This window comes from Ekhidna sp. (assembly GCF_965212185.1).
In the GTDB taxonomy this organism is placed as follows: domain Bacteria; phylum Bacteroidota; class Bacteroidia; order Cytophagales; family Cyclobacteriaceae; genus Ekhidna.
This window is the reverse complement of record NZ_OZ243102.1, coordinates 331,668-355,618: the sequence shown is the minus strand read 5'-3', so window position 1 is coordinate 355,618 and position 23,951 is coordinate 331,668. Positions and strand designations below refer to the sequence as shown.

Sequence of the window (23,951 nt, the reverse complement as noted above, 5' to 3'; positions counted from 1 at the left end):
ATTAAATTAAAACTTAATCGTTAATTCTCTTAAAACTTTATTTATGAAAAATTTGAAATTAAAATTATTACCAATATTGAGTCTTTTCGTCATAGCAGCAATGACTAGCTGTGGTGGTGATGATGAAATAACAGCAGCTGCACCATCAGTAACTGTCAACGCCTCTGTGGATGGAACTGCAATTGCAAGCGGAGATGAAATATCAATCGGATCTGATTTGGTATTAAATGTAACTGTAAATGCTCCAGGAGGGGTAAATGGATTAGATGTTAATGGTACATCATACAGCAGAGCTCAACTTAATGCTGATGCAGGTGCAACAACTGGAAGTATAACGCTAAATTCGACCGTTTCTGTTGATCTTCAAGTAGGAGCAACTGTTGCATTTGAATTTGAGGCAGTAGATGATTTAAATCAAACATCGGAGGTTGTAACATTCACATATGTTGTGGCAGCAGCACCATCACCTGATGCTAGATCTTATTCAGCTGTTCTTTTGGCTGCACCTACTGGTGACTTAATGAATCAGAATTTCTTTAGTGTAAGTTCAGGAACTAAGTATTCAAGCAATGACGTGACAACAACTTCAGAATCTGTTTCCCCAACAATTGATTTTGGATATTATTACGGTCAAACAGGTGAAGCTTCTATTGCATCTCCAGCAGGTTTTGAATCAACTGTTTTCGCTGCTCAAGTAGAAGGTTGGACAACTAAGAACGCAACAGTTCTGAAGACAACCACAATGACAGCTACTGAATTTAATGAAACAGCATCCTGGGCTGATATCGATGCTGCATTTGATGCGGGTACTGCTGATGATAATGGAATTATTACTAATCTAACTGTTGGTACTGTTCTGGCATTTGAAACTGTCGGGGGAGTAAAAGGACTTATCCATGTTTCAGCTATTGAGCCTGGATTTGAATCAAATGATTCTATTACACTTGATGTTCTTGCTCAGCTAGAAGCAACAGGAACTAATTAATAAAACAATTACTTCATAAAGAAAGGGATGCTGAAATCAGCATCCCTTTTTTTGATTCATATCATTTTGTGTTAATCCCTGCTTCCCAGGAAGATCATCACATAATACAACAGGGTGGCTAGCGCACCAAGAGCAGCCACCAAATAAGTAGAAGCAGCAGCATTTAATGCATCTTTTGCCATATCATGCTCTCTGGCATCCACAATGTTTCGATCTTTTATCCATGCTAATGCGCGATTACTTGCATCATACTCTACAGGTAAGGTTACAAACGCGAAAAGTGTGAATACACTGTAGCACGCGATAATTACGAGTAAAGCTAACTGCGGATTTATGATTCCCGGAAGAGCAAATGCTCCAAAAAACATTGCAATAAAAACTATATTGATAACTCGTGCACTTACATTCTGCACAGGCACCATTGCAGATCTGAATTCCAGCCATTGATACGCTTTTGCATGCTGTACGGCGTGACCACATTCGTGAGCAGCAACAGCCGCTGCAGCTGCTGATCGTCCATTATAAACATCTGGGCTCAGATTCACTGTTTTATTTGCTGGGTTATAATGGTCAGTCAGTTTACCTTGAACAGACGTGACTGTGACATCATATATATCATTGTCTCTAAGCATCAACTCAGCGATTTCTCGTCCTGACAATCCGGAACCAAGTGCTACTTGCGAATATTTTTTGAATTTATTTTTTAACCGTGTACTAACCGCCCAACTGGCGATCATAAACACAACGATAATTACTATTAACATATCTCTAATTTTTTATTAATCATAATCCATTTTATCTGTGATACGACAAACCTAGGGTTGTGTTGTACCATTTTCAAGCCAATTATTATTTCTGCCAATTTGTCTATTTTGTTGGTCGCTTCCTACGAATAATAAAAGAAATCACCAATGCAATACTGCCAAAAATTGCAACTGCTACAATCTGAGAAGTATGTAATAAAGTGGCAAGAAAAATTCCTGTGGTCTCATCAATGGAGTATAACAACAACATTCCTGCTATCATCCCGTGATAGGTGCCAAATCCACTTTGTACTGGTATCGAAAGCGCTATACCGCCTGTGATTAAAAGCATAAATCCCGCTCCCAGTCCTAAATGCGCCGTTTCTGGTAATGAAAAAATAATAATGTAGGACATCAGATAATAAACGGCCCAAAGTACTAATGTTGAAATGAAAAAGCCGATGGGTCTTTTTATATCCTTGAGTGATAAAATACCTTGAACCAAACTTTTGATCAGACTTGAAAATTTTCCCTTAATCTTATCCTGTTTCTTTATGAATACTATTAGAAAAATTATCCCTAAAAGAACGATACTAGACATAATATACCATGCATAAGTTGGAATGGTTAAATCTTTATAAGCTTGCCTTAAAAAATTTATTAATCTATCAGATTCGATGATCAGGCTTATCAGTATTAAAAGCAACAATGTGCAAAAATCAATGATTCGTTCAGTTATAACACTCCCAAGCGCATTGGGCATTGATACATTATCATTCCGTTTTAGAACACCGCAACGAGTAATCTCTCCGAGCCTGGGTAGAGCCAAATTGGCGAGGTATCCTATCAAAACTGCCAATGTTGTACGACTTGTTTTTAATTCATAGCCTAATGGTTCCAAAAGAATATTCCAACGATAAGCTCTTGCCATATAAGCAACTATGGAAAGTAAAATAGAAACAATGACCCAAGTGTAATTAACTGATTTAGCTCGCTCCCAAAACTCAATCCATTCTACATTTTTAAATACCAAGTACAATAAAAATGCAGCGATCCCAATACTAATCAGTATCTTAAAAATTGCAGTTAAGTTCTTGACCATTTGATTATTAAGAACTGAGTTTGTTCTTTTCGTCTGGGAATATCACGATTGGATCATGACTTTTAGCTTCAGATTGATTGATAGAGCAATATGAAATGATAATTACAATATCACCTACTTGTGCTTTCCTTGCAGCTGGTCCATTTAAGCAAATTTGACCAGAACCTCTGACACCTTTGATCACATAAGTCTCAAGTCGTTCACCATTATTAATGTTAACAATCTGTACTTTTTCATTCTCCACTAAATTGGCAGCATCCATTAGGTCTTCATCAATTGTGATTGACCCAACGTAATGAAGTTCAGCTTCAGTGATCTTGACTCTGTGAATCTTGGATTTTAATACCTCTATCAGCATTCCCATCTATTTGAGGCGCAAATATAAATTATCAATTAGTCTTACACCCTCTACATAACCGGCAACACACACAGCAAGTTCGTCTAAGCCCAAATAATCATCGATTGGTTTTAGATTTGATGGATCTACAGCTTCTAAATATTCGAGTTGAAAGCTATCAGAATCTGCATAATTTTTCTTAGCCACCTCGAGTAACATATCAAGTGATTCTCCATTTTCAAGACCCTCGCCAATACATTTTAATTCCCTGAAAATAATTGTCGCATCTTCTTGACCTTTCTTAGTAAGTCTCCTGTTTCTAGAAGACATTGCTAAACCCGACTCCTCTCGGACGGTTTCAACCCCAATAATTTGTGTTTGAAAATTAAGATCTTCACATAATGTTCGGATCAATATAAATTGTTGAAAATCTTTAAGTCCAAAATATGCACGATCGGGACTTACCAAGTGTAACAACTTGCTAACAACAACTCCAACACCTTCGAAATGACCTTTTCTAAATTCACCTTCAAGTCTTTTGGATAAATCGCCAAAATTGATAGATACAGCTGGCTTTATAGGATAGAATCCATCAACAGTTGGACTAAATACCACATCCACGCTAAGCTTTTCTAATTTTTTTATATCATCTTCAAATACACGAGGGTATTGCTCTAAATCAGTAGCATTATTGAATTGTAACGGATTAACAAAAATACTTACTATCGTAATATCATTTTGGGCCATTGAAGCACTGACAAGGGCTAGATGACCTTTGTGGAGTGCACCCATGGTAGGAACAAAACCGATGGTCCTTGTATTTTTTTTAAAAAAAGAAATAGTTTCGACTAACTCACTCGGAGCGCTGATTATGCGCATATAATCAATGAATTTTAAGGGCTAACTTATTGAAAGCGTTGACAATAAATCAAAATTATGGTAAATTTGTGGTCATTTTTAGGTCCCATCAAGAAATTAATCAAAAGCACTTATGGAAAATATTAGAATCCTCTATGTGGCAAGTGAGATAAATCCATTTCTCAAAACCACAGAAGTAGCGGAGTTTGTGAGAAGGCTGCCCCAGGCAATGCAAGAAAGGGGAATGGAAATTAGGATTTTAGTTCCAAGATTCGGACTCATCAACGAAAGAAAGAACAGACTGCATGAAGTAGTTAGACTTTCTGGAATAAATATTGCAGTTGGAGATGAGGAAAAACCACTTGTAATAAAAGTAGCATCTATTCCAAATGCAAAGTTGCAGGTCTACTTCATTGATAATGAAGACTATTTTTATCGCAAATCAGTGTTTTTTGATAAAGAAGATAACTTCTTTGAAGATAATGATGAGCGAGCAATTTTCTTCTGTAAAGGAGTTCTTGAAACAGTTAAGAAACTTGGGTGGTCTCCGGATATTATTCACTGTAACGACTGGATGACAAGTCTGATTCCATTGTATACGAAGACAACATACAAGAATGATCCCATTTATAAGGACTCAAAGACTGTTTTCACAATTTATAACAATCGCTTCTCTCATAAATTTGGAGAGGACCTTTTAGAGAAAGTGAAAATGATTGATATTGACGATCAAATGCTGGATCCATTGAAAACCGCAGACTATGATGGATTTGTAAAGCTTGGCATGCAATATGCTGATGCAGTTATAAATGCAAATGAAGAAAATACAGACAGCTTTAAAAAGCTGATCGCTGATTTAGGGGATAAGAAAACCGATACGATTGAGAAAGATGAGAATTTTGAAGAGTCTTATTATAACCTTTACAATGAACTTATTGGATAAGAAGCTCTCAATTAAAAATATACTAAAACCGGGATTAATGATTTTGATCCCGGTTTTTTTCGGTTGTGATTCACAAGAAGACATTGGAGTACGCTATGAGCTGGATTCCGATGCTGTCGTTAAATTCGTTGAATTTGACTTGCCTGCTACCAACGTATATCTCGATAGTCTTAGAACAGATGGAGAGAATCGAATATTAGTAGGAGCACAATCAGATCCAATTACAGGCTCACTTCTGGCAGAAGGATATTTTCAATTTCTATACGAAAAAGGACCTCTTCCAAGAGAAAAAGCAACTGATGATAATCCAAATCCAACAGACACACTGGTAGTTGATTCTGTAGTAATTGTTTTGGAATCTAATGGAGTTATTCCTCAAAGAGGTACTTCATTTCAGGAATTTACAATTAATGAACTGCCTGATACGCTTGAAATTAGTGCGATTTATTTATCTAATTTAAAGCAGAACATAGGAAATTCAATTGGCTCTTTTTCGAGTAATATCAATGTTGTCTTAGATACAATTTTTAGGGTTAAACTTTCAGATACTTTCTCACAGACACTTTATTCCAGACTAAGCGAAATTGCTGGTGATTCTGAACAGTCAATTGCTATAAGTTCTTTTAAAAATCTAGCATTGGTGCCCGGAGCATCTTCGCAGAGTATTAATTTATTTAGTTTATCTAGCGATACTTCTAAATTGATTGTCTACTCTTCGCCATCAAACACTGATTCAAAGGATACAACCTACCTGACTTATTTTAAATTATCTGGAAAACACTATACTCATTTAGATAGAGATAGATCTGGATCAAGCTATGATGGTATTCAAGAAAAAGAAAATTTTGATATTGCTAGCAATAAGACAATAATTGAACCTCTCACGGGATTGAGTACAGCCTTTTCTGTAGAAGAATTGTCTGAATTTTTTGCTGCCAATGAACGAGTGATCATCAATAAGGCCACTATTGCATTGGAATTTGAGTCAGAAAACAATCGCGACACGTTAGTAAATTTCATGAGCTATTTAAGAAAAGGTGATAACCGAATATATGGACCTGCGATCGTTGAAAATGCATTTGACAATATTGTGATGTCAGATAATGGATATTTGAGTTTTGAAGTTGATCCAGCTAATGGAACTCTTAGCGAAGAGAAGGAGGAAATATTAATTAATTCAACGTTATTCTTTCAATCGCTATATGGCCTCTATCTTGAAGCAGATAGCCTGGTTTGGAGAGGACCCCTAGGTGGTTCAAATAAGACAGTGAATGATTTGGTACTTATCAGCCCGATTGATTTAACACTTCAAAGAACCATATTCAAAGAAAATGGCATTAAACTAAGACTCTTTTATACGGAAGTAGAACAATAGATATTATGTGCGGCATTGTAGGATATCTAGGCAAACAAGAAGCTTATCCGATTTTAATCAATGGATTGAAGAGGTTAGAATACAGAGGTTATGATAGTGCGGGAGTCGCATTGATTGAAAATAATAATCTTGCGGTATTCAAGAAAGAGGGAAAAGTAAGTGATCTTGAAACAATTACAACTTCTGAGAGATTTAAGAGTAACATTGGAATAGGCCACACGAGATGGGCTACCCATGGAGAACCCAATGATATAAATGCTCACCCACATGTTTCTAATAGTGGCGAACTTGCTCTTATTCATAATGGCATTATTGAAAATTATGGTTCTCTTAAAAAAGACCTTATCCAACGTGGTTATACATTTGAAAGTGATACGGACACGGAGGTTTTAGTAAACTTCATTGAAGATATCAAACAAAGCGAAAAACTACCATTAGAGGAGGCATTAAGAATTGCATTATCCAAAGTTATTGGAGCCTATGCAATTGCAATAATTTCAAAAGATAACCCTAATAGGCTTGTTGCGGCAAGAAAGGGAAGTCCTTTGGTTTTAGGTCTTGGTAAAGATGAATTTTTCTTAGCATCAGATGCAACGCCATTAATTGATCATACTAATGAAGTGATCTACCTCAATGATGAGGAGATTGTGGTAATGGAGAATGGGAAATATTTTATCAAAGATGCACATGATGTCCCTCAAACACCATACATCCAAACATTAGAGCCGGAGCTTGAAGCCATTGAAAAAGGAGGGCATGAGCACTTCATGCATAAAGAGATTTTTGAACAGCCGCTATCTATTGCCGATTGCATGAGAGGCCGTCTAAATGCTGATAAAGGAACATTAACATTAGGAGGAATTCGGAATTATGCTAAAGCGCTTGAAAATGCCGAAAGAATAATAATCATTGCCTGTGGCACATCATGGCATGCAGGCTTAGTGGCTGAGTATGTTTTTGAGGACCTCTGCCGAATTCCTGTTGAAGTGGAGTATGCATCTGAGTTTAGATATAGAAATCCGGTTATAAAAGAAGGCGATATCGTTCTTGCAATTTCTCAATCTGGAGAAACGGCAGACACACTTGCGGCGATCGAACTTGCGAAGAGTAAAGGTGCAATTGTACTTGGAGTAGTCAATACAGTAGGATCATCAATTTCCCGAGCATCACATGAAGGTGCCTATTTACATGCTGGACCTGAAATTGGAGTGGCTTCAACAAAAGCATTCACAGCACAGCTAACAGTCCTTTATATGATTGCCTTAAAGGCAGCAAAAAATAAGGGGACAATAGCCGAGAATAGATTTCAACAGCTTGTTCGTGAGCTTAGTCTAATCCCCGGGAAGGTAGAGAAAGCACTATTATCGAACGATAAGATTGAAGCTATTTCAGATATGTTTAAGAATGCTTCTAATTTCTTATACCTCGGTAGAGGGTACAATTTTCCGGTTGCCTTAGAAGGAGCTCTTAAATTGAAAGAGATTTCATACATCCACGCTGAGGGGTATCCTGCTGCAGAAATGAAACATGGACCAATTGCTCTGATTGATGAAAATATGCCGGTCGTCGTTATTGCAACTAGAGATAGCAGCTATGACAAAATCGTTTCAAACATTCAGGAAGTTAAGGCTCGTAAGGGAGTCGTGATAGCAGTTGTAACAGAAGGTGATGCACTTATACCTGATATGGCTGATTTTACCATTGAAGTTCCTTCGACTCATGAATCCTTAATGCCACTGGTGTCTGTAATCCCTCTACAGCTTTTAAGTTATCACATTGCTGTTATGAGAGGAGCAAATGTTGATCAACCAAGAAATTTGGCAAAATCAGTGACTGTTGAATAATTTAACAGAATGAAGGAGATCATTAACTCATCAAAAGCCCCTGCACCTATAGGTCCTTATTCACAGGCAGTGAAATCGGGTCAAACACTTTATGTATCCGGGCAAATCCCAATAGATCAACAGAGTGGAAATCTGATTGAAGGAACTATTGAAGAAGAAACGGATCAGGTGATGAAGAATATAGGATTCATCCTAGAGGAAGCAGGGCTATCATTTGAAAGTATTCTAAAATGCTCAATATTCGTTTCAAGCATGGCTGATTTCTCTAGAATCAATGGTGTTTATGGGAAATACTTTGAAAAGAATCCACCTGCAAGAGAAACAGTTGAAGTAAGTAAGCTTCCAAAAGGTGTCAATGTGGAGATATCCTGCATTGCTTCCTACTAAGAATCGTAACTATTCCTAGCATTCCGTTTTCTGATTCTTATTTTTGCGCTCCAATCAAAACTTTAGATGGAGAACGTAAGAGTAAGATTTGCACCAAGTCCAACCGGAGGTTTGCACATAGGAGGAGTTAGGACAGCCCTATTCAATTACCTATTTGCAAAAAAATATAATGGGAAATTCGTTCTACGAATTGAAGACACTGATCAGGCCCGGTTCGTAGAAGGTGCTGAACAGTATATCAAAGAATCTCTGGAATGGTGTGGAATCTCACCTGACGAAGGTCCAGATCAAGGTGGTGAGTTTGGCCCCTATAGACAATCTGAGCGAAAAGAAATCTACAAAAAATATGCAGATAAACTCGTAGAGGAAGGTAAGGCATATTATGCATTCGACACCCCTGAAGAACTTGATGCAATGCGAGAACGGCTGAAGGAGCAGCGGGTCGTTAATCCACAATATGATACTATCACTCGAACAACCATGAAAAATTCACTGACTCTCTCAGAAGAGGAAGTGAGAAGGAGAATTGATAATGGAGATCCATATGTTATTCGAATCAAAATTCCTAAGAAGGAGGAAGTGAGACTCAAAGACATAGTGAGAGGTTGGGTCATGGTACATACTGAAGTATTGGATGACAAGGTTCTTATGAAATCCGATGGTATGCCTACTTACCATCTGGCTAACATCGTGGATGATCATTTAATGAAAATCACTCACGTCATTAGAGGGGAAGAATGGTTGCCTTCTGCCCCATTACATGTCCTGCTCTATCAATTTCTTGGGTGGGAAAATGAGATGCCAGAATTTGCTCATCTTCCATTGATTCTGAAACCAGATGGCAATGGAAAACTCAGTAAAAGAGCTGCAGATAAAGCTGGTTTCCCAATATTTCCATTAAACTGGAATGACCCAGATGCAGAAGAAACCTCTCAAGGATTCAAAGAATTGGGTTTTATACCTGATGCCCTTATTAATTTTTTAGCTTTTCTAGGATGGAACCCGGGCACTGAGCAGGAAATATTCTCACTAGATGAATTAGTCAAAGAATTTTCTGAAGAAAGAATAAATAAAGCTGGAACTAAGTTCGATTTCGACAAAGCAAAATGGTTCAATCAGCAATATATAAAGTCTAAGGACTCGGATTTATTTGCGGAAGATCTTATCCAATCGTTTAAGGATAACTATGCGATTGAGTGCTCTGAAGAAAAAGCGATCCAAATCATAGATTTATTGAAAGAAAGGGTCACATTCCCAAACGAATTTGTTGAGAATGGTTTGGTTCTATTTAAGAACCCTGAAAGTTTTGACGAAAAAGTAGTTCGAAAAAAATGGAATGAAGAGGCTGCTACTGTTCTTTCATTATTTTCTAAAACAATCGAATCCTATCAAAACATTTCTGCAGAAGATGCCAAAAATCTCTTCTGGGAAACCTTAGAAACAAATGGATATAAACCAGGTCAGTATATGCAAACACTAAGATTGGTTCTAACAGGCGAGGGTTCCGGACCAGATCTCATGACAATCATTGAAATTTTGGGTGGTGAAAAAACAGCGCATCGAATCAATTCTTCGATAGATTTGTTAAACAGTCAAAGCTGATATCATGAGCAAAAAAGAAAAAGCCCGCGTACATAAAGATCTTGATGGTTTAGAGCTTAATGTTGATTCATTTGGCGAAATATCATCGAACATGCCAATAGATAAACTCAATAAATTCCTGAATAAAAATGTTGAAGATAAAAAACTCAAGGACAGGGAGGATATTGACGATTTGAAGAAAGATAAATAATCATTGCTCTACACAAGCCCATTTCGCTATTTTCGCACATTCGATAGAGCAAAATGAAAAAAATTGGCATCATAAAAGAGGGCAAAATTCCGATTGACAGGAGGGTACCTCTTACTCCTTTTCAAGCAAAACAAGTCAAAGAAACATTTGATGTTGAAGTTTTGGTTCAATCTAGTGATATTCGATGTTTCTCGGACGATGATTATCGAAATGCTGGATTGGAAATCGTTGAGTCGGTATCAGATTGTGATATAATTCTGGGTGTTAAGGAAGTGCCCATTGAGATGCTCTCTGAAAATAAAACGCATTTTTTCTTTTCTCATACCATTAAGAAACAAGACTATAATAGAGAGCTGCTTCGAGCTATCCTTAATAAGAATATCAACCTCATCGATTGGGAAACACTTACAAATGAAAACGGTAATAGAATTATCGCTTTTGGAAGGTGGGCTGGAATAGTAGGCGCTTATAATGGCATTTGGACATATGGAAAGCGATATAACCTCTTTAATCTCAAAAGAGCCCATGAATGCTTTGACTATGAAGAGCTTAAAAAGGAGCTTAAAAAAATTGATCTTCCGAATATTAAAATAGCGCTTACCGGGGGTGGTAGAGTAACGAAAGGAGCGATGGAAGTATTATTAGGAGCTGATATTAGACAGGTCACTCCTCATGCATTCATAACGGAAAACTTTAATGAGCCGGTCTTTACGCAACTGAATTCAAGAGATTACAATAAGAGGAAAGACGGTGCTGAATTTCATAGAAATGAATTCTACAAGAATCCTGAATTATACGAAGGAGATTTCTTGAAATACGCCAAGGTAACTGACATTCTAATCGCATGTGCATTTTGGGATCCTGCGGCACCAGTTCTATTTCGCAGAGAAGACATTGTGAAAGATGATTTTGATATCCGAGTCATTGCTGACATCACATGCGACATTGAAGGCTCAATTCCATCTACTAAAAAACCGAGCACCATCGATGATCCAATCTACGATTATAATCCAAGCGATGACGAAGTAGAGCAGGCACTCATCGATGAAGGAAATATCACAGTAATGGCTGTAGACAACCTTCCATGCGAACTTCCCAGAGATGCCTCTGAAAGTTTTGGTTCTGAATTAGTCAATAATGTTTTACCTCATTTGTTGGGAACTGATGAAAACGGCATTATCGAAAGGGCGACAATTACTAAAGCCGGAACATTGACACCAGCCTATAATTATTTACAAGATTATGTTGATGGTAAATAAAAAACCATCCGATGGTTATCGGATGGTTTTTTTAAAGACTTGGGAGGGTTTTGATTTAGAATTCGTCTTCTTCTTCAAACTGTGCGAAGAATTCCTCCATATCTTCAATCACAGGCTCTAACAAATCTTCTAGATTATCCCTTGATCCATCTTCATATTCAACATATGGAACATAATCTTCAAATCCAGGCTCTATTTCTTCCAATACAAAGACAATATCTCCTACTTTTTCATCTCCAGCGAACAATGCCAGATCTATGAAATCATTCGGGTCTGCATCATCCTCAATATCTCTTACATCTACATTTCCAGCAATTTTTATGTCTCTGTAGCTTACAGATCCTTCAAAATAAACCGGTTCTTCTTTGTCTGCAGTCTCAAATTCAACAGTTAAATCAACAGCAAGGATTGACTCTTCTCCAAGTAACATCGAACTCGACACTAAAGATGACTTATCAAAGGTGTCATCAAAATCTAGTTGGAATGTAAATGGTGTAACAAATAAACTAACATCAGCCTTCTCAGGAGCTCCGGTGCTAGACCAATTGGCACTAAAATCCAATTCAATAACAGTAACGTCATCAACCTTAACATAGCCTACAATAACTGTTGGAAGCTCGTACTCATCAACATAGTCTGCATGTACTTCTCTTATTGTTACAAATTCTAGCTGAGAAATTTTTAGTTCAGCGTTATTTGTTTGTGACCCTTCTGTTGGAAATTTTACAATAAAGAATTCAGATGCCTCTTTATCAAAATCTTGAGTTTCAGGGTTCCATTCATACAATCCTTTGATATCATCAAATGTCATAGGATCATCATTAGAAACTCTGGCAGCTGGTCCATCAACAAAATATTGAATAATCAAATCCAACTTTTCTTTAGTCCAGGCTTTTTCACTTACTCTCCCTCCGATTACTGCAGAATTTTCAAGTAAGTCTGCAAAATCCATTATTGCCTGCGTCCCATCAGACTCAATCAATGAGACAACATCGTCTCCAATTTTATCCGCAGAATTGTTAACAAGAGCTTTCGCCTCATCAGAAGTCAATTCTACATTTTTCTCATCATCATTATCACATCCCGTTAGGATGAATAAACTCAACAATGATATTCCAATTAGTTTTTTCATAGTGATAGTAACTTTTCCTATTTAAAGATTTTTTGTAATTATTTATTGAGGCACATAAAAAAAGCCAGACCCCCAAGTCTGGCTTTTGATTTATTTCTTCTTCGATGAATCAGCCATTCATGCTGACTAAAAACTCCTCATTGTTGGCCGTACCCTTCATCCTACTAAGTAAGAATTCCATCGCTTCATTACTATTCATATCAGACATGAACTTTCTCAGTATCCATACTCTGCTAAGTTCTTCTTTGTCCATCAATAGATCTTCACGGCGTGTGCCGGAAGCTGGTACATCTATAGCAGGATAAACTCGCTTGTTAGATAGTTTTCTATCTAATTGTAGCTCCATATTACCTGTACCTTTGAATTCTTCAAATATCACCTCATCCATCTTAGATCCAGTTTCAATCAATGCTGTAGCGATGATAGTAAGTGATCCACCATTCTCCACATTTCTTGCTGCTCCAAAGAATCTTTTTGGTTTATGTAAAGCATTAGCATCAACACCTCCAGAAAGAATTTTACCAGAAGACGGAACTACTGTATTATGTGCTCTCGCTAGTCGAGTAATTGAATCCAGAAGTATCACTACATCATGGCCACATTCGACCATTCTTTTAGCTTTTTCAAGTACCATATTGGATACTTTCACGTGCTTGTCAGCTTGCTCATCAAAGGTAGACGCTACAACTTCACCTTTAACTGATCTAGCCATATCTGTTACCTCCTCTGGTCGCTCATCAATAAGAAGTACCATCAGGTAACATTCGGGATGATTTTCGGCAATTGCATTAGCCACATTCTTTAGAAGGACTGTTTTACCAGTTTTTGGTTGCGCTACAATCATTCCTCTTTGTCCTTTTCCAATTGGTGAGAAAAGATCAAGAATTCTTGTAGAATAATTATCCGGCTTTGTGCTTAGATTAAGTTTCTCCTGTGGAAATAGAGGTGTTAAATATTCAAATGCAACACGATCTCTTACTTCCTCTGTTGTTTTACCATTTACAGTTTCTACCTTGAGAAGAGCAAAGTATTTTTCTCCATCTTTCGGTGGTCTGATCTGTCCTTTCACAGTGTCTCCGGTCTTCAATCCGAAAAGCTTGATTTGTGATGGAGATACATAGATATCATCTGGACTCGCTAAATAGTGATAATCACTTGAACGAAGGAAACCGTAACCATCCTGCATGATTTCAAGGACACCTTCGTTTTCTATAACGCCATCAAATTCTTTGATTTCCTCGTTATAAGCTTCCTTTTTTCTCCTTTTCTCCTGACGCTCTGCTTCCCTTTCTGCTCGCTGACTATCTCTCTCCTGGCGTTCTTTGTTGTCAGAATCTTTTTTCTCTGGTCTATCCTCTTGCTTCTTGTCTTCAGTTTGTTTTCTGTCCGGTTGACTTTTTTTGTCTTCCTTCTCGTCTTCTGAAGCTTTTTCCTTCTTAGGAACTTCTTTTTTAGGCCGAGGTTTTCTTTCTGGCTTCTCTTTTATTTCCTCTACGGGAGCACCTCCCGTAGTTTCGTTTTTAATTTTCTTGATTTCGCCTTCTGGCATACTTGCTTGCTGATCAAGGATCGCGTAGATTAAATCCTGTTTTGCTAGCTTTTTGTAGTTCTTAATTCCTAGTTTTTCTGCTATTTCTTTCAGTTCTGATAGCAGCATAACACTAAGATCATCTAGTGTGTACATAACTGTGTGTAAAAGTGGGTTTCAAAATTTGTTAGTAAAATGATTCCGAAGAATTCGTGGTAATCGCTTAATTAGCTTTTTTTTGTAAAAGCAGAAAAACCCGGATGAGCCTTTCTTGGATTGCTTCGCAATAATATACGATCCAACCCACTATCACAAACATTACTAAAAATTTTACCTTTTTATAATTCCTGCATCAATTCATTATAAAATGAATTTTCTTTGCGGTTCAAATAATAATTTGAAATTTCATGCTGCAAGTAACAACAATAGAGAAGGATTTTGATCGATGTGTCGAGGGCCTGAAGAAAAGGGGACTCGAAGATGCTAGTGAATTATTAAAAGATGTGCTTAAGCTTGATAGCAGTAGAAAAAAAATCCAAGGCGAGTTAGATGAAATCCTTCATGAATCAAACAAACTGGCTAAGGAAATAGGTGTCTTATTTCAGCAAGGTAAAAAAGATGAGGCAGAAGGGATCAAGTCTAAAACTTCAGAACTAAAACTAAAAAGTAAATCCCTTGGTGTGGATCTCAATTCTATTGAAGCCTCACTAACAAAACTTTTATATGACCTTCCCAATATTCCAAATGAGGCTGTGCCTGCAGGCAATTCTGAAGAAGACAATGAACTTGTTAAATTATCTGATAATAACATACCTGAGCTTGGAGAACATAAAAAACCTCATTGGGAATTAATCGAAGAATTTGATATTGTTGATTTTGAACTTGGAAATAAGGTGTCAGGAGCAGGATTTCCATTCTACAAAAAGCAAGGTGCCAGAATGGTTCGAGGGATGATAAACTACTTCCTTGACCAAGCTACGGAAGCAGGATATGAAGAAGTTCAACCGCCTGTAGTCATAAATGAGGCTTCCGGGTTTGGCACAGGTCAACTTCCTGACAAGGAAGGCCAAATGTATCACATAGAGGCAAATGACCTTTATTTAATACCAACTGCGGAAGTTCCTATAACAAATATGTATCGGGATGTAATACTCAAAGAGAATCAACTTCCAATCAAGCACTCAGGTCACACCCCATGTTTTAGAAGGGAAGCGGGCTCGTGGGGATCACATGTTCGTGGCTTAAACAGGCTTCATCAATTTGATAAAGTCGAAATCGTTCAGGTGGTAGAGCCAAAAAATTCTTACGATGTTTTGGATCAAATGATAGCACATGTTGAAAACCTAATTAAGTCATTGGATCTCCCTTACAGAATTCTTAGGCTTTGTGCAGGTGATCTAGGATTTACATCTGCAATAACCTATGATTTTGAAGTGTTCTCTGCTGCGCAAGAAAAATGGTTGGAAGTAAGCTCAGTTTCAAACTTTGAAACTTACCAGGCCAATAGGCTTAAACTCAGAATTAAAAATAGTGAGGGTAAGAAAAAGCTGGCTCATACACTAAATGGAAGTGCACTGGCCCTCCCCAGAATCATGGCTGCTATATTGGAAAACAACCAAGCTGGTGATCATATAAAGATGCCTGAAGTATTGCACTCATATCTTGGATTTAAAGAGATAAGAAAAAGCAAATAACCTTTGGAAGTCATTCTATTAATAACCAATGGATGATTAAATTCATAGGCTTAATAAGAACATATGATTGAAATTAGAGAAGGTAAGAAAGCAGATTTGCCACAAATACTGGATCTTATCAAAGAACTAGCTATTTATGAAAAAGCCCTTGATCAGGTAGCAAACACCGTGGGAAGAATGGAAGTTGATGGATTTGGTGAAAATCCAATATTTGGCTTCCTCGTTGCAGAGGAAAACGGACAGATAATAGGGACATCAATCTACTATTATCGTTACAGTACCTGGAAAGGCAAAAGACTATACTTAGAAGATTTAGTGGTAACTGAATCTAAAAGGGGAACCGGTGGTGGTAAACTTCTCTTTGAAGCAACTCTTGAAATCGCTCGGGAATCTAACTGTACTGGAGTGATGTGGCAAGTTCTTGATTGGAATGAACCCGCAATCAACTTTTATAAAAAGTACAATACTCGATTCGAAGATGATTGGATCAATTGCAATGTTGATTTTTAAACTTCTTCCAGCACAGTTCTAAAAGCCGCCATTTTAGTGCCGTACCGAATAATAGATTTTTTTTGAATTTTAGGAGCCACTGTGTTTAAGTAAGTCTCAAGATGACCCAAGGTTTCAGCATTGTACTGGATAGCGTAGGTTGACCCAGTCTCATCTTCCTCTTGGGATAGCATACGCATCATTCTGTGATTAGTGAAATATCCAGTTTCCATTACCTCAGGAATATGAGTGGTCTTCATCCATTCTATCCAATCCGGTTCTACATCCTTATCAATGTTTACGGTTACGTTATATAATATCATAGTTAAGTTAGTGTTGAATATTTCGACCTCTTCAGAAAACGATATTTTTGTGGTTAGGATTCAAAACAATCTTATTCAAAGATAGGTTATCATGGGGATGAGCGTATATTCAATTAAAGATTTGGAACATCTATCTGGTATAAAAGCACATACCATTAGGATTTGGGAGCAGAGATACGATCTTTTTTCTCCCCAAAGGACAGCCACTAATATAAGATACTATAATAGTGATGATCTTAAGCTAATTCTAAATATTGCTATGCTTAAAAATCATGGCTATAAGATTAGCAAGATTGTAGCTATGCCATATGACATACTTCGAGAAGAGGTAAAAACAATAGGTTTAGAAAATCAGACATATGAGGATCTGATAACTGGATTAACTGTTTCGATGATCGATCTTGATGAAAATGGATTCTCGATAATTTTAGACCAATGTATTGAATTACTTGGATTTGAAGAAGCCATGATGAAAGTGGTTTATCCATTCATGAAAAAAATTGGAATTCTGTGGATGACCAATTCCATCAATCCCGCTCAAGAACATTTTATCTCACATCTGGTACGTCAAAAATTGATTGCCGCTACAGACAAAATTGAAATCAATACAGATGGCCTACTATACCTCCTGTTTCTCCCGGAAGGTGAATTACACGAACTGGGACTATTGTTTGCTAATTTTTTATTGAGAAGCAGAGGAAACCGCACCATATTTTTTGGTCAGACTGTACCACTTAATGCACTCGAAGAAGTATACCACAAATTAAATCCAGACTATATACTAACTGCCTTAACCACTGCTCCTGAATCAAGTGAGGTCCAAAAGTATGTAAATTCTCTAGGGAAGAAGTTTAAAGACTGCAGTATTCTGATAACGGGAAGTAAGGTAATTGGTCAGGATATCGAGATCCCCCAAAATGGTCAAATACTGAATCAATTCGAGGATTTAGTATCTCATACAGAAATATCAATTCTTAAAGCTTAATATCCACTTTTTTAGAAGTGTTCTAGGCAAGTATTTTTTTTGTTTAACTATTTTTCTTGTTTGTTAAACAAAATGTTATTACTTTCGTTTAACCTTTTAACTAAAACATTAAACAATATGACAGCTTTAGAATTCGGTTATAAAATTGAGAACCTAACCAGCTCACTCAAGCCATATGCGTTGAAGTTGACTAAAGACGGTGAAGACGCTAATGATTTACTACAAGAAACTGTATTTAAAGCTTATAGTAATAGAGATAAATTCCAAGATGGGACTAATTTAAAAGCATGGATGTATACCATCATGCGTAATACCTTCATTACCAATTATCAAAGAATGGTGAGAAGAAATACCTTCATTGACACTACCGAAAACAATCATTTTATCAATTCTTCAAGTACATTAATTGAAAATGGTGCTCAAGGAAACTTTGTGATGAGGGATATTCAGGCCGCAATAAATGGGCTTAAAGACATGTATAAAGTTCCATTTACCATGTACTTTAGAGGGTTTAAGTATCATGAAATTGCAGACAAGCTCGAGATACCAATAGGTACTGTGAAAAATAGGATTCACATAGCTAGAAAGGAGCTAAAAAAAGGATTAAAAGTATATGCCAACTAAGAATTTCCATAGTAGAGTAGTAGTGATAGGGGCCGGATTTTCCGGCCTTTCTTGTTCCTGCCATCTTGCACAAATGGGCTATAAGGTTACCTTGCTTGAAAAAAATGATCAAGCTGGTGGAAGAGCAAGAAGCTATACAGATAAGGGATTTATCTGGGATATGGGTCCATCATGGTATTGGATGCCAGATGTATTTGAGAAATTTTTCAACACTTTCGACCGGAAAGTCTCTGACTACTACCAACTGGATCGACTGGATCCATCATATAGAATCAAATTCAAAAATGATACGATTGATATCCCCGCCAAAATGGGGGAGCTTGAAAAGCTTTTTGAAAAAATAGAACCTGGGAGTAGCAAAAAGCTGAAATCATTTTTAAAACAAGCCAAATACAAATACGATGTTGGAGTCAAAAAGCTTGTTTATAAACCAAGTAGAACATTGCTCGAATTCGTTGATCCTAAACTTTTACTTGGTTTACTCAAAATGGATGTTTTCACATCTATTTCAAAGCATGTAAGAAAACACTTTAAGGACGAAAGGCTCATTCAATTAATGGAATTCCCTATTCTCTTTCTGGGAGCCACCGCTGAAAACACTCCTGCACTCTATAGTCTTATGAATTATGCAGATCTTTCATTGGGTACTTGGTACCCTAAAGGAGGGATGAATTCAGTGGTAAAAGGTATGGTTCAGCTGGCAGAGGAGCTTGGAGTTGAAATAAAATTAGGTGAAGAGGTTGAAAGCTTTTCATTTCACGATAAAAAGGTTCAATCTGTCAATACCCAATCATCATCTTTTGATTGTGATGTGGTAGTGGCTGGAGCAGATTATCATCATGTTGATCAACATATTTTGCCTAAAGAATTTCAAAATTATGATGAGAAGTATTGGGATTCAAGAGTCCTGGCTCCATCGTCTTTGTTGTTCTACATTGGAGTAAACAAAAAGTTGCCCAATTTGGAACATCACACCTTATTTTTTGATGAAGATTTTAAGCAACATGCAAGTGAAATTTACGACAAGCCACAATGGCCCAGTAAACCATTATTATATGTTTCGGCAACTTCAAAAACAGATGATTCTGTAGCTCCTGTTGGAAAAGAAAATTTAGTGGTTTTAATACCTGTAGCGCCTGATATTGAAGATACGGAAGAAACGAGGGAAAAATACTTTGATCTCATAATGAATAAACTTGAAGACTTTACTGGTGAAAGCATTCGAGATCACATAATTACCAAAAGAAGCTATGCGCATAAAGAGTTTATTGAGGATTATCATTCATTTAAAGGCAATGCTTATGGATTGGCAAACACATTACTGCAGACGGCTATTCTAAAACCTTCACTCAAGAATAAGAGTCTCAAAAACCTATTTTATACTGGTCAATTAACAGTCCCGGGCCCTGGAGTTCCACCATCGCTGATTTCCGGGGAAGTAGTGGCCAGAGAAATCGAAAAAGATTTTCCTATTTTTAAAAGCTGATGGAAGAACTTTTCACACGTACTGCTTTCGATTGTAGTAAGTTGATAACAAAAACTTACAGTACATCTTTTTCATTAGGAATACGAACGCTTCATTCACGGTATCATGATGCTATTTATGCTATTTATGGCTTTGTACGGTATGCCGATGAAATCGTAGATACATTTCACGACTATAATAAAAGTGAGTTATTGAGTCGATTCAAAAAGGACACATACCAGGCGATAGAAGAAGGCATAAGTTTTAATCCTGTCCTACATAGTTTTCAACAAGTTGTAAATCAGTTCAATATCAACCATGATCTCATTGAGGCCTTCCTAGTGAGTATGGAAATGGATCTTAGCAAAACAGATTATGCTGATACTGATTACAAGAAATATATCTATGGAAGTGCTGAAGTAGTCGGGCTGATGTGTTTGAAAGTATTTCTAGAAGGTGATGAAGAAAAATATCAGGAACTTCTCGAGTCTGCAAAACATCTTGGGTCTGCCTTTCAAAAAGTAAACTTTCTTAGAGATATAAAAAGTGATTATGATGAGCGCGGAAGAGTATATTTTCCGGGGGTTGATTTTAATAGATTCAGCAAAGAAGAAAAGAAAGAAATTGAAGCTGACATTAAAGAAGATTTTAATAAAGCATTAACTGGAATTAAAAAATTACCGAAAGGAGTTAGAGCAGGGGTTTATTTAGCATATATATACTACACAGTTTTATTCAAAAAAATAATCAAATTAACCCCTGAAAGAATAAAATCTGAACGAATTCGTGTCCCCAATTCCAGAAAACTCTTTCTTTTGATTAAGTGTTACCTCCTACATAAATTCAATTTTATCGTAGAGTAAACAAGACTACTTTTACTAAGTTATAATGGATATATGAGCGTATTAATAAATATATTAATTGTAATAGGAACTTTCCTATTTATGGAAGGAGTGGCATGGTTTACACATAAGTATATCATGCATGGTTTTTTATGGAGTTGGCATAGATCCCATCATAAAGTACATGATCATGCACTTGAACGCAATGATTTGTTTGCCGTAGTTTTTAGTATACCATCAATACTAACAATATATTTCGGATATGATAATTATCAGGAATTTTGGTGGTTGCTCTATGTAGGGATTGGTATTCTATGTTACGGTCTGTTTTATTTCATTTTCCATGACATCATTGTTCACAGAAGAATAAAAATTCCATTTAAAGCTAAAAGCAAGTACATGAAACGAATAATGCATGCACATTACATGCATCATGAAAAACACAGTAAGGAGGGAGCTGAGGCTTTTGGATTTTTATATGCCCCTAAAAAGTATCAAAAATAACGTACTTTCATTATCATTTGATAAGTATTTAGCAAATCGTTACATTTGATCATCATTAAGTACTCAGCTTGTTTGACAAACCAAAAAAAAGCGAGCTAAATGGCAGATCAGAAAAAAGAAGAAGAATGGAAGCCCATTGATGGGTTCTCCAATTATGAGATTTCTAACCGAGGTAAAATCCGAAGTAAGAGTAGAAAAGTGTGGCATAAAGGCAGTAAAACCCATATGAAGCTGAGAGGTAAACTCATGCGTCAGCGTTGGAATAAAATCTGTAAGTGCTACTTTTTAGATTTAATCGATGATGATGGTAAAAGAAGAACGGTTTATCCTCACAAAGAGACAGCAAAAGTCTTTGTAAAGAATTCCGATTCAGCTAAGACTATGATCATCCATAAAGATAACAACCCTCGAAATAATTATTTCGAAAATCTTGAATGGAAGACTAAATCAGAGCACATGAAATGGCAGTTTGAGGTGGGCAATAAAAACAATTATAAGGTCTGGAAAACCAGAAAGAAAAGATACAAAAACGGTTTTAAACCGGATACTGTTCTTCCTGGAAGGCCTAAGAAGAAAGCTACAGCCTAAAAAGAGTAAGGGGTTCCAAGTGGAACCCCTTTTTTAATACTCTAACTAACCTAACCTAAAATCGCTAAACGCAATTGTCTTTCGTTCACAGGTAAAGCCAGTGAATCAATTTCTTGTAACTAAGAATGAGTTTGAATTATTCTGCAGATGGATCTACGCTAACGTAGGATCTGTCTTTTCTTCCTTTGTGGAATTTCACAACACCATCAGCAAGCGCAAATAAAGTATGATCTTTACCAAGACCTACATTATCTCCAGGATGATGTTTAGTACCTCGCTGGCGTACGATGATATTTCCAGCTACAGCTTTCTGTCCACCGAAGATTTTTACTCCAAGTCGTTTACTTTCTGACTCTCTTCCGTTTTTCGAACTACCTACACCTTTCTTATGTGCCATGAGATTTTATCCTTTTATGTCTTCGATCAATATTTTAGAAAACTGCTGACGGTGACCATTCTTCACCTTATAGCCTTTTCTTCTTTTCTTTTTGAACACGATCACTTTATCGTCCTTCACATGCTCAAGAATCTTGGCAGAAACCTTAGCTCCTTTCACAGTAGGCGCACCCACTTTCACTTTACCATCGTTATCTACGAGTAAGACTCTATCAAAGTCTACTTTCGATCCTTCCTTGCCCTCCATTAGTGGAGCGTAAAGAAATTTGTCTTTTTCTGCTTTATACTGCTTCCCAGCAATGTCTACTATCGCGTACATTTTATCTTCTTTTGAAAAAAGGATTGCAAAGATACTATTCTAGTAGGAATATCCAAACATGAAGTGCAGATAAAATAGTGATAAAATATTTTTTATTTTTTTTTCACTTTTTTTTACCCCCATTTCTGCGTGTTTTCCTCAAAGTAGCAATTGCAAAATTGTGATCTAAAACGCTATAAAACAATTTGTTATAACAAATATTTAATTTCCAAATCGCACATTCCGCACCCGTAATAACTGCTTGGATTTTCCCCTCATTTTAAACACATTTGTAGACAAGCCGCGAGAAAAAATAAACCACTCTTAGGGCTGTATCCCAAGACTTAAAAAAGTTTAGAAAAAGCACACAGTTTTAGTGAGCTTAGGGGCGTTTTATTGTTTAAGAAATAGACTAAAAACTATTCAGAAAACAGAAATTATGAGCGATACAACAGCACATGTAGAAGAACCTATCTTGAAAGAGAATAAAGATCGCTTTGTTCTCTTCCCAATTCAACATAATGATATTTGGGAATTCTATAAAAAAGCAGAAGCAAGCTTTTGGACTGCAGAAGAGATTGATTTGAGTCAGGACCTAAAGGACTGGAACAATACGATGACAGATGATGAAAAACACTTCATCAAACACGTTCTTGCATTCTTTGCTGCTAGTGATGGTATTGTAAATGAAAACCTTGCTGAGAATTTTGTTGCTGAAGTACAATACACAGAAGCTAAGTTTTTCTATGGGTTCCAAATTGCTGTTGAAAATATCCACTCTGAGACTTACTCCTTATTAATAGATACCTATGTAAAAGATCCAAAGGAAAAGGATTACCTCTTCAATGCTATTGAAACGATGGATTGTGTGAAGAAAAAAGCAAACTGGGCGCTTCGGTGGATCGATGAAGGATCATTTGCTGAAAGGCTGGTTGCTTTTGCAGCAGTAGAAGGTATCTTTTTCTCTGGAAGTTTCTGTAGCATTTTCTGGTTGAAAAAAAGAGGGCTAATGCCAGGTCTCGCATTTTCTAATGAATTGATTTCAAGAGACGAAGGGCTCCATTGCGATTTCGCATGCTTACTATATACGGATCATGTAAAGAATCAGCTTCCAAAAGAGACTGTTCAGGAAATTATTAAAGATGCAGTTACAATAGAGAAGGAATTTGTAACTGATGCACTCCCAGTGAAACTAATAGGAATGAACTCAGACTTGATGTGCCAATACATTGAGTTTGTGGCAGACAGACTATTGAATGAGCTTGGATGCGAAAAAGTATATAACTCAACCAATCCATTTGATTTCATGGAGATGATTTCGCTGCAAGGAAAAACCAACTTCTTTGAGAAAAGAGTGGGTGAGTATCAAAAAGCCGGTGTAATGGATGGCGATAGTGGAAAATCCAAATTTTCATTAGATGAAGATTTTTAAAGAATTTATTGTAATCACCTTATCAA

26 protein-coding genes are annotated in these 23,951 nt (G+C 36.8%); 17 read left to right on the top strand and 9 right to left on the bottom strand.

Going from position 1 to position 23,951, the window contains the following annotated elements:
- Positions 1–43: 43 nt before the first annotated feature.
- On the top strand, positions 44–985 hold the full coding sequence (locus tag ACOMC3_RS01590) for a hypothetical protein (RefSeq protein ID WP_420317771.1): 942 nt from the start codon (positions 44–46) through the stop codon (positions 983–985).
- A gap of 71 nt (positions 986–1,056) precedes the next feature.
- On the opposite strand, the gene ACOMC3_RS01585 is transcribed toward ACOMC3_RS01590, so the two are convergent.
- The 4 genes from ACOMC3_RS01585 to panC all read right to left on the bottom strand — a co-directional run bounded on the left by ACOMC3_RS01585 (position 1,057) and on the right by panC (position 4,046).
- Positions 1,057–1,749 (bottom strand): zinc metallopeptidase, encoded by a 693-nt coding sequence (locus ACOMC3_RS01585; RefSeq protein ID WP_420317770.1) that lies wholly within the window; start codon positions 1,747–1,749, stop codon positions 1,057–1,059.
- A gap of 103 nt (positions 1,750–1,852) precedes the next feature.
- Complete coding sequence (locus tag ACOMC3_RS01580; protein WP_420317769.1) at positions 1,853–2,830, bottom strand: lysylphosphatidylglycerol synthase transmembrane domain-containing protein; 978 nt, start codon at positions 2,828–2,830, stop codon at positions 1,853–1,855.
- A 7-nt stretch (positions 2,831–2,837) separates the two neighbouring features.
- Positions 2,838–3,188: an aspartate 1-decarboxylase gene (gene panD / locus ACOMC3_RS01575; RefSeq protein WP_420317768.1), complete on the bottom strand. Its 351-nt coding sequence runs from the start codon at positions 3,186–3,188 to the stop codon at positions 2,838–2,840.
- Between the two features lie 6 nt (positions 3,189–3,194).
- Complete coding sequence (gene panC, locus ACOMC3_RS01570) at positions 3,195–4,046, bottom strand: pantoate--beta-alanine ligase (RefSeq protein WP_420317767.1); 852 nt, start codon at positions 4,044–4,046, stop codon at positions 3,195–3,197.
- A 112-nt stretch (positions 4,047–4,158) separates the two neighbouring features.
- Here panC and ACOMC3_RS01565 point away from each other — a divergent pair, with 112 nt between their 5' ends.
- From ACOMC3_RS01565 to ACOMC3_RS01535, 7 genes are all read left to right on the top strand, one after another.
- On the top strand, positions 4,159–4,968 hold the full coding sequence (locus ACOMC3_RS01565) for a glycogen/starch synthase (protein ID WP_420317766.1): 810 nt from the start codon (positions 4,159–4,161) through the stop codon (positions 4,966–4,968).
- Positions 4,969–5,005: 37 nt separating this feature from the next.
- Positions 5,006–6,343, top strand: coding sequence for a DUF4270 family protein (locus ACOMC3_RS01560; protein ID WP_420317765.1), 1,338 nt, complete (start codon positions 5,006–5,008; stop codon positions 6,341–6,343).
- A gap of 5 nt (positions 6,344–6,348) precedes the next feature.
- The gene (gene glmS / locus ACOMC3_RS01555) at positions 6,349–8,187 is read left to right on the top strand and encodes a glutamine--fructose-6-phosphate transaminase (isomerizing) (protein ID WP_420317764.1); all 1,839 of its coding nucleotides are present in this window, start codon (positions 6,349–6,351) and stop codon (positions 8,185–8,187) included.
- 9 nt (positions 8,188–8,196) lie between these two features.
- Complete coding sequence (locus tag ACOMC3_RS01550) at positions 8,197–8,574, top strand: RidA family protein (RefSeq protein ID WP_420317763.1); 378 nt, start codon at positions 8,197–8,199, stop codon at positions 8,572–8,574.
- Between the two features lie 66 nt (positions 8,575–8,640).
- On the top strand, positions 8,641–10,176 hold the full coding sequence (gene gltX / locus ACOMC3_RS01545; protein WP_420317762.1) for a glutamate--tRNA ligase: 1,536 nt from the start codon (positions 8,641–8,643) through the stop codon (positions 10,174–10,176).
- 4 nt (positions 10,177–10,180) lie between these two features.
- Complete coding sequence (locus ACOMC3_RS01540; RefSeq protein WP_420317761.1) at positions 10,181–10,366, top strand: hypothetical protein; 186 nt, start codon at positions 10,181–10,183, stop codon at positions 10,364–10,366.
- A 53-nt stretch (positions 10,367–10,419) separates the two neighbouring features.
- Positions 10,420–11,625 (top strand): NAD(P)-dependent oxidoreductase, encoded by a 1,206-nt coding sequence (locus ACOMC3_RS01535; protein WP_420317760.1) that lies wholly within the window; start codon positions 10,420–10,422, stop codon positions 11,623–11,625.
- A 55-nt stretch (positions 11,626–11,680) separates the two neighbouring features.
- Here the strand turns inward: ACOMC3_RS01535 and ACOMC3_RS01530 are convergent, their stop codons facing one another.
- Together ACOMC3_RS01530 and rho are read right to left on the bottom strand one after the other, a co-directional pair.
- Positions 11,681–12,757 carry a hypothetical protein gene (locus ACOMC3_RS01530; protein WP_420317759.1) on the bottom strand — a complete coding sequence of 359 codons (1,077 nt, stop codon included), beginning with the start codon at positions 12,755–12,757 and terminating at the stop codon, positions 11,681–11,683.
- A 109-nt stretch (positions 12,758–12,866) separates the two neighbouring features.
- Positions 12,867–14,441 (bottom strand): transcription termination factor Rho, encoded by a 1,575-nt coding sequence (gene rho, locus ACOMC3_RS01525; protein WP_420317758.1) that lies wholly within the window; start codon positions 14,439–14,441, stop codon positions 12,867–12,869.
- A 251-nt stretch (positions 14,442–14,692) separates the two neighbouring features.
- On the opposite strand from rho, the gene serS reads away from it, so the two are divergent.
- Together serS and ACOMC3_RS01515 are read left to right on the top strand one after the other, a co-directional pair.
- A complete protein-coding gene (serS, locus tag ACOMC3_RS01520) occupies positions 14,693–15,979 on the top strand; it encodes a serine--tRNA ligase (RefSeq protein ID WP_420317757.1) in 1,287 nt (428 codons plus the stop codon).
- A gap of 63 nt (positions 15,980–16,042) precedes the next feature.
- Positions 16,043–16,489 carry a GNAT family N-acetyltransferase gene (locus ACOMC3_RS01515; protein ID WP_420317756.1) on the top strand — a complete coding sequence of 149 codons (447 nt, stop codon included), beginning with the start codon at positions 16,043–16,045 and terminating at the stop codon, positions 16,487–16,489.
- Here the strand turns inward: ACOMC3_RS01515 and ACOMC3_RS01510 are convergent.
- A complete protein-coding gene (locus ACOMC3_RS01510) occupies positions 16,486–16,791 on the bottom strand; it encodes a DUF4286 family protein (protein WP_420317755.1) in 306 nt (101 codons plus the stop codon). The two genes, ACOMC3_RS01515 and ACOMC3_RS01510, sit on opposite strands and share 4 nt — an antisense overlap.
- A 97-nt stretch (positions 16,792–16,888) precedes the next feature.
- Between ACOMC3_RS01510 and ACOMC3_RS01505 the strand changes: the two genes are divergently transcribed.
- From ACOMC3_RS01505 to ACOMC3_RS01480, 6 genes are all read left to right on the top strand, one after another.
- A complete protein-coding gene (locus ACOMC3_RS01505; protein WP_420317754.1) occupies positions 16,889–17,776 on the top strand; it encodes a MerR family transcriptional regulator in 888 nt (295 codons plus the stop codon).
- Positions 17,777–17,893: 117 nt separating this feature from the next.
- A complete protein-coding gene (locus ACOMC3_RS01500) occupies positions 17,894–18,400 on the top strand; it encodes an RNA polymerase sigma factor (protein ID WP_420317753.1) in 507 nt (168 codons plus the stop codon).
- Entirely contained in the window at positions 18,390–19,886 is a 1,497-nt protein-coding gene (locus ACOMC3_RS01495; protein ID WP_420317752.1) for a phytoene desaturase family protein, read from the top strand. The genes ACOMC3_RS01500 and ACOMC3_RS01495 overlap by 11 nt, the downstream gene beginning before the upstream one ends.
- Entirely contained in the window at positions 19,886–20,728 is an 843-nt protein-coding gene (locus ACOMC3_RS01490) for a phytoene/squalene synthase family protein (RefSeq protein ID WP_420317751.1), read from the top strand. Before ACOMC3_RS01495 ends, ACOMC3_RS01490 begins: the two co-directional genes overlap by 1 nt.
- 33 nt (positions 20,729–20,761) lie before the next feature.
- On the top strand, positions 20,762–21,211 hold the full coding sequence (locus ACOMC3_RS01485; RefSeq protein WP_420317750.1) for a beta-carotene hydroxylase: 450 nt from the start codon (positions 20,762–20,764) through the stop codon (positions 21,209–21,211).
- 99 nt (positions 21,212–21,310) lie between these two features.
- Entirely contained in the window at positions 21,311–21,799 is a 489-nt protein-coding gene (locus ACOMC3_RS01480) for an NUMOD4 domain-containing protein (RefSeq protein ID WP_420317749.1), read from the top strand.
- A gap of 136 nt (positions 21,800–21,935) precedes the next feature.
- Here ACOMC3_RS01480 and rpmA read toward each other — a convergent pair whose 3' ends face one another.
- Together rpmA and rplU are read right to left on the bottom strand one after the other, a co-directional pair.
- On the bottom strand, positions 21,936–22,196 hold the full coding sequence (rpmA, locus tag ACOMC3_RS01475; protein WP_420317748.1) for a 50S ribosomal protein L27: 261 nt from the start codon (positions 22,194–22,196) through the stop codon (positions 21,936–21,938).
- A 6-nt stretch (positions 22,197–22,202) separates the two neighbouring features.
- Positions 22,203–22,514: a 50S ribosomal protein L21 gene (gene rplU / locus ACOMC3_RS01470; protein WP_420317747.1), complete on the bottom strand. Its 312-nt coding sequence runs from the start codon at positions 22,512–22,514 to the stop codon at positions 22,203–22,205.
- Positions 22,515–22,932: 418 nt separating this feature from the next.
- On the opposite strand from rplU, the gene ACOMC3_RS01465 reads away from it, so the two are divergent.
- A complete protein-coding gene (locus ACOMC3_RS01465) occupies positions 22,933–23,925 on the top strand; it encodes a ribonucleoside-diphosphate reductase small subunit (protein ID WP_420317746.1) in 993 nt (330 codons plus the stop codon).
- The last annotated feature ends 26 nt before the right edge of the window (positions 23,926–23,951 follow it).